Source organism: Ruegeria sp. CH8 (assembly GCF_056536985.1).
The window spans coordinates 1-5,043 of record NZ_JBQFQR010000059.1; the positions used below are offsets into that span (position 1 = coordinate 1).

Below are 5,043 nucleotides of genomic sequence, written 5' to 3' on the forward strand. Positions count from 1 at the left end.
GCCCAGGCAAAGTGATCGCAGCGACCAAAGATGAAGTATGGAAACTCATGGAACTCCACGCGGTGGTCGCTCATGGAGAGGACCCCAGCTCGTGGGATGCCGACACTCGGGCATATCTGGGAACATTGATAAAACCAGCATGATCAAATCAGTTAAGCTTCGAACCCAATGATATTTCGGTTTGGATCGCTTGGCGACGAATGGCGGCTTTATTGCGAGGACCGGCTTGGGCTGCCAACCAGCTAATCATGTAAGCTGTAGGGATAGGTAGCTCTGTGCCCTGAGGAGACATGGTTAACCTTCTGGTTGATTGGTGAAAAGCAGCCTTTCTGCTAAAATGCCTCCGTGGAAAATGTGGGATGGGAGGAGAAATCATGTCTTGGAATGTTTCAGGGGAACTCGTCGAAACCTGCAATTGCAACATGCTTTGCCCATGCTGGTTCGGACAAGCTGACCTTATGCTCTTGGACCAAGGGTATTGTGCGACGTCCCTGTTGATACGCATTAGCGAGGGCTCTCATGAAGGCGTGGACCTTTCTGGCCAAAACGCGATTGTCTCATTGCATTTCCCCGGGCCGACACTGTTCGACGCCAACGGCACCGGGCGAGTGTACATTGACGAAAACGCCAGCGATGCGCAGGCGGCGGCATTGGAGACTATCTTGCAGGGTGCGTCCGGCGGCGGCATGGAGGTGCCGGCAAGCCTGTTGTCGACCTGGCTTCCGACCAAACGCGCCGGGATCAGCGTGACCGAGGCCGATGGCGAAATAACTGCAAGCGTGGCCGGTGTGGGCGAGATGAAATCCCGTCGACTGGTCAATGACCTCGGCAACAAGATGAAACTGCAGAACGCCGCGTTCAGCCTCGCCTTCGGGCATGAGGGGCATGAAGGTGATCTGGCCCCCAGTGAAGGAACCACTTGGAACGACGCGGATATGCCCGTGACCTGGACGGGCCGGTCGGGTGTGGTCGGACAAGTCGCTTGGGCCGGCTGAGGCCGGGCCGGATCTTTAGGCCATCATAATGAATGCTGTAGGGGTCGCACGACGAGATCGGGCGCTGGTGCTGGCAGCGCTAGTCGCGCTCACGGCGCTGGCGTGGGCCTATACAATTTACCTCGGGCTTGTTTCGTCCTCGATGACGATGGTTGGCGACATGGCCATGCCGATGATGATGCAGTGGTCAGTCGCGGATTTTGTCTTCATGCTTATCATGTGGGCGGTGATGATGTTCGCGATGATGCTGCCTTCGGTTACACCCGCCGTAATGATCTACGAGCGGGTCCGCGCGAAGCGGGAGGCGGTAGGGCGACCCTTCGTGCCAACGGGCAGCTTCGTGGCGGGGTATCTGTTGGTTTGGCTGGGGTTCTCGCTGGCGGCGACTGTATTGAATTGGTGGCTGCACACCGGTGGCGCGCTTTCCTCAATGATGGGGAGGGTTGCGCCGACTGTGGGCGGCGTGATGTTGATACTTGCCGGGTTGTTCCAATGGACGCCGCTCAAGAACGCTTGCCTAGAGCATTGCCGCTCGCCCATGAGTTTTTTGATGGCTCATTGGCACGAGGGAACCCTGGGTGCCGCGAAGATGGGGCTTCACCATGGGGCCTACTGTCTTGGCTGCTGCTGGATGCTGATGGTGCTGTTGTTTGTGTTGGGCGTCATGAACCTGCCGTGGGTTGCCGTACTTACAATCGTAGTGTTGGCAGAAAAGACGTTGCCATTCGGGCGGTTTCTGAGCCGCGGATTGGGCGTGGTTTTGATTGTCTGGGGCGGGTGGCTGATCATGCTCGCCTGAGGAAACGTTGGTGCATTCACAGGCTGAATAAATGCCACCGCAGAGCAATTTTCAACACGTCACCGGACAAGCAATTTCTGCGGGAGTTTAAGTTCCGCTCCGAACCCTAAGCGGAAATAGGGGAACTGGTGTGCTAAACTGTTGCAAGACCATTCAGATTTTCTGGAGTTGGCAATGGCTCACATCGATCACCTAAAATCGATATGCGAACTTGAAGGGATTCAAGTCGTCGATGTTGGTGCGGGTGACGGCGTCTATTCGCGAGACTTGTACGCTGCAGGGGCCAAAGTCACCGCAATAGAAATAGATCCGGACAAAGTTGCGAAGGCCAAAGAAGATCTTCCAAAAAACATCGACGTTAGGCTTGGGGCTGCCGAAGACTTACCTCTCGACTCCGGCTCGCAGGACTTAGCGTGTTTGTTCTTCTCACTTCATCACGTTCCAGTGGAGGCTCAGAACACTGCGTTCACTGAAATTCGCCGCGTTCTTGGAAGCAGTGGGCGGTTGCACATAGTGGAGCCCTATCCTTATGGGACAATGTTTGACGTTGTACGATTGGTGGAAGACGAAACCCTCGTTCGAACGCATTCTCACGAAACACTTAACCACTTGGACGGAGTAGACGGATTTCGGTTGGAAAACAAAAAAGAGTACGTCCTTACTCGTGAATATCCGACTTTCGAAGCGTTCCTGGAAAAGATTGTTTGGCCGGATCCAGATCGTTCTAGAGCTTATGAAAAGGTTTCTTCCGACGTGGAAGACGCATTCAACCGGTCGGTCGAAACCCTTGATGGGAAGATCTTTTTACACCAGCCCTGCGCCGCATACCACTTTATCGTTTCCTGTTAACGGCTGCCATACCGCGAGATCCAGCTCCGTATGGCAATTGTGCCCACATAGCGATCCTTGGAGATTATTCGATGAAATCATGGACGCGGCCTTGGGTTCGGCAAAGCAATTGGCCAGTAACCTCCGGTAAGCGGCTACAACTAGCCCAATGCAGACTAGAACTCGTCCTAATCTTAGTTTTTTAAGAAGTTTCAGTAAGGTTCGCGCGAGTGTCGTTGATATAACGCGACAACAAACTTCCGAATGGCTCACTTGGTCAACCGATCTTCCGAGTATACATTCCGGTCGATGATCGCGACTATGTCGCTGCCGCTATCCTCTAAGCCAAGTCTTTCGCACAACCGTGCTGATGCAACGTTGCCCGGGGCAATGCCTGTCTTGAACCCAGTTGCGCCAAGCTTTTCATGAGAGTGTATCATAGCTTTGGCCCCCAAGACTTTCGCTACACCTTCACCCATACGTTCAGGCTTGGTCGAAAGTTGCCCCCATTGAGCGCGACGATGCAGCCTACTGCTGGGCGGATGGCACAGAACTGAGCCTGCGGTTGCAACGGGGGCACCTGAGCTGTCAAAGACGACCATCGCAAATCCGGGGCGAGACAATCCTCGCATAACCGGCCCTATTGGCGGCAGAACACCGTGGCTCATCGCGACTTCTGCGAAAGCTTCAAGCCATTCTGGCGGAGAGTCTCGATCAATCACACGTACGGTCAAATCCTCGGGCAACGCCCGTGTGGCAATTATTTTCCTAGCAATGTCAACACAGTTCAGTCCGCCAAGATAACAAGCTATTGTGTCGGTTTTTAATCCCTGACTTTCAATGACTTCTCGCGTCTTTGCCACCTCCTGACGCGGTATGCTTTCTATCGCCGTGATGCCAAGTATTTGGGCCATTGCAACGGCATCATCCAAAGCCCCGTTGTACTCGTTGACAATTTGAATACCGCGCCCATGGCTACAAAATCGAGGGTCATCACCCAATAGCTGGATAAGGTGCTCACCCATGGTCGACATGCGTCGCTGTGCATCACTTCCAAATACTTCCATGGGTTATCCTTTGGGCCGCCGCAAAGTGGTTCGCCGATGATCGTTTGATATGAGTTGCGTCGTCAAGCGCACGTCAGACGCGAGACCGCGACGAAAAGAGAGTTATTGGTCGAGGGTGAACGTCAACCATGTCCGCAGTACGGTTACTCACGACGATTCGACGAATGACCGCACCGAGCCCAAAGTTTCACTAGTCGGTACGCAGTTTTGAGAGCATGGGGCAAGAGACATTCCCGCTGTCGCAGTTGGCTGTGAGTTCGTTCAGCGCTGCCTCCAATCGCTTCAGCTCGTTTATCTTTTCACGCACATTGAAGATATGAAGCTCAGCCAGTTCTTTTACAGATCGGCAATCTTCTCCGTCGCCTTCGGACAGGCTGAGAAGCGTCTTTGTATCGGCTAGTGGAAAGCCCAAATCACGGCATTTTTTCAGGAAACGAAGCCTTCCAACATCGTGCGCTGAGTACATCCGCCGGTTATTCGGTGCCCGTTCTGGTTTGGGCACGATCCCTTCGCGTTCATAGTAGCGGATCGTTTCAATGCCGACACCGCTTTGCCGGGATGCTTCCCCAATCGCAAACATGTGAGTTTTCCCGTCTTGATCCTGTAGCGACTACAGAAGTTATACGAGAGGCTGACACTTCGACAACTCCAACTAGTCAAGGGAATGAAATGCAAAAGTACCTTAGCGTTAGTTATCTGGGATCACTGTCAGCACTCGGCGTCGCGATTTGCTGTGTATTGCCCATGACAATGATGTTACTGGGACTAGGAGGCAGTTGGCTGGCCATTTTCGGAAAGATCGCGGCGGCAAGCTACTACGTATTGGCGATTTCGACGGCGCTTGTCGCCATTTCGTGGCTAGTATCTTATCAGCTCGGTTCCCTAACAAAATTGAAATGGTGGCTTTCGGGGACGACCGCAATCACCGCGTTAGCTTGGGTCGTCGCCTTTAACGAGGCCCGGATCAACGATTACCTGATAATGCAGATGTGAAACAATGACAGAGCAAACTGCAGTGCTTGAAAGCACCCTAACGTGCCCGAAATGCGGTCACAGCGAAACCGAAATAATGCCGACGGATGCTTGCCAGTGGTTCTATGAATGCAAGTCTTGCGCAGCGGTCTTGAAGCCGTTGGAAGGGGACTGTTGTGTCTACTGCTCCTATGCCACGGTGCCTTGCCCGCCGATCCAGAATGGCGATAGTTGTTGCGGATGACAAAGTCTGCTTTGTCCGCTGCGCAGTCATTTCACGAATGACCGAACCGAGCCCATAGCTGCCATTTCGACTTTTAATTCCAAAGTGCATTTTTATGTCTTTGGCCTCACTTCACCGGATTGTCAGAGGCCCTGCGAA

7 protein-coding genes are annotated in these 5,043 nt (G+C 53.4%); 5 read left to right on the forward strand and 2 right to left on the reverse strand.

Annotation, left to right across the window (positions count from 1 at the left end):
- The first annotated feature begins 374 nt into the window (after positions 1 to 374).
- From ACR0ER_RS25365 to ACR0ER_RS25375, 3 genes are all read left to right on the forward strand, one after another.
- Positions 375 to 995 carry a DUF1326 domain-containing protein gene (locus tag ACR0ER_RS25365; RefSeq protein ID WP_159090053.1) on the forward strand — a complete coding sequence of 207 codons (621 nt, stop codon included), beginning with the start codon at positions 375 to 377 and terminating at the stop codon, positions 993 to 995.
- Positions 996 to 1,023: 28 nt separating this feature from the next.
- Positions 1,024 to 1,794, forward strand: a complete 771-nt coding sequence (locus tag ACR0ER_RS25370) for a DUF2182 domain-containing protein (protein ID WP_170337312.1) — start codon at positions 1,024 to 1,026, stop codon at positions 1,792 to 1,794.
- A gap of 174 nt (positions 1,795 to 1,968) precedes the next feature.
- Positions 1,969 to 2,643 (forward strand): class I SAM-dependent methyltransferase, encoded by a 675-nt coding sequence (locus tag ACR0ER_RS25375; protein ID WP_480771246.1) that lies wholly within the window; start codon positions 1,969 to 1,971, stop codon positions 2,641 to 2,643.
- Between the two features lie 248 nt (positions 2,644 to 2,891).
- Here ACR0ER_RS25375 and ACR0ER_RS25380 read toward each other — a convergent pair whose 3' ends face one another.
- On the reverse strand, positions 2,892 to 3,689 hold the full coding sequence (locus ACR0ER_RS25380) for a GNAT family N-acetyltransferase (protein ID WP_480771247.1): 798 nt from the start codon (positions 3,687 to 3,689) through the stop codon (positions 2,892 to 2,894).
- Positions 3,690 to 3,879: 190 nt separating this feature from the next.
- Positions 3,880 to 4,269, reverse strand: a complete 390-nt coding sequence (locus ACR0ER_RS25385) for a MerR family transcriptional regulator (RefSeq protein WP_010438583.1) — start codon at positions 4,267 to 4,269, stop codon at positions 3,880 to 3,882.
- Between the two features lie 89 nt (positions 4,270 to 4,358).
- On the opposite strand from ACR0ER_RS25385, the gene ACR0ER_RS25390 reads away from it, so the two are divergent.
- Together ACR0ER_RS25390 and ACR0ER_RS25395 are read left to right on the forward strand one after the other, a co-directional pair.
- Positions 4,359 to 4,682, forward strand: a complete 324-nt coding sequence (locus ACR0ER_RS25390) for a hypothetical protein (protein ID WP_480771248.1) — start codon at positions 4,359 to 4,361, stop codon at positions 4,680 to 4,682.
- Between the two features lie 4 nt (positions 4,683 to 4,686).
- Positions 4,687 to 4,905 (forward strand): GDCCVxC domain-containing (seleno)protein, encoded by a 219-nt coding sequence (locus ACR0ER_RS25395; RefSeq protein WP_254438177.1) that lies wholly within the window; start codon positions 4,687 to 4,689, stop codon positions 4,903 to 4,905.
- The last annotated feature ends 138 nt before the right edge of the window (positions 4,906 to 5,043 follow it).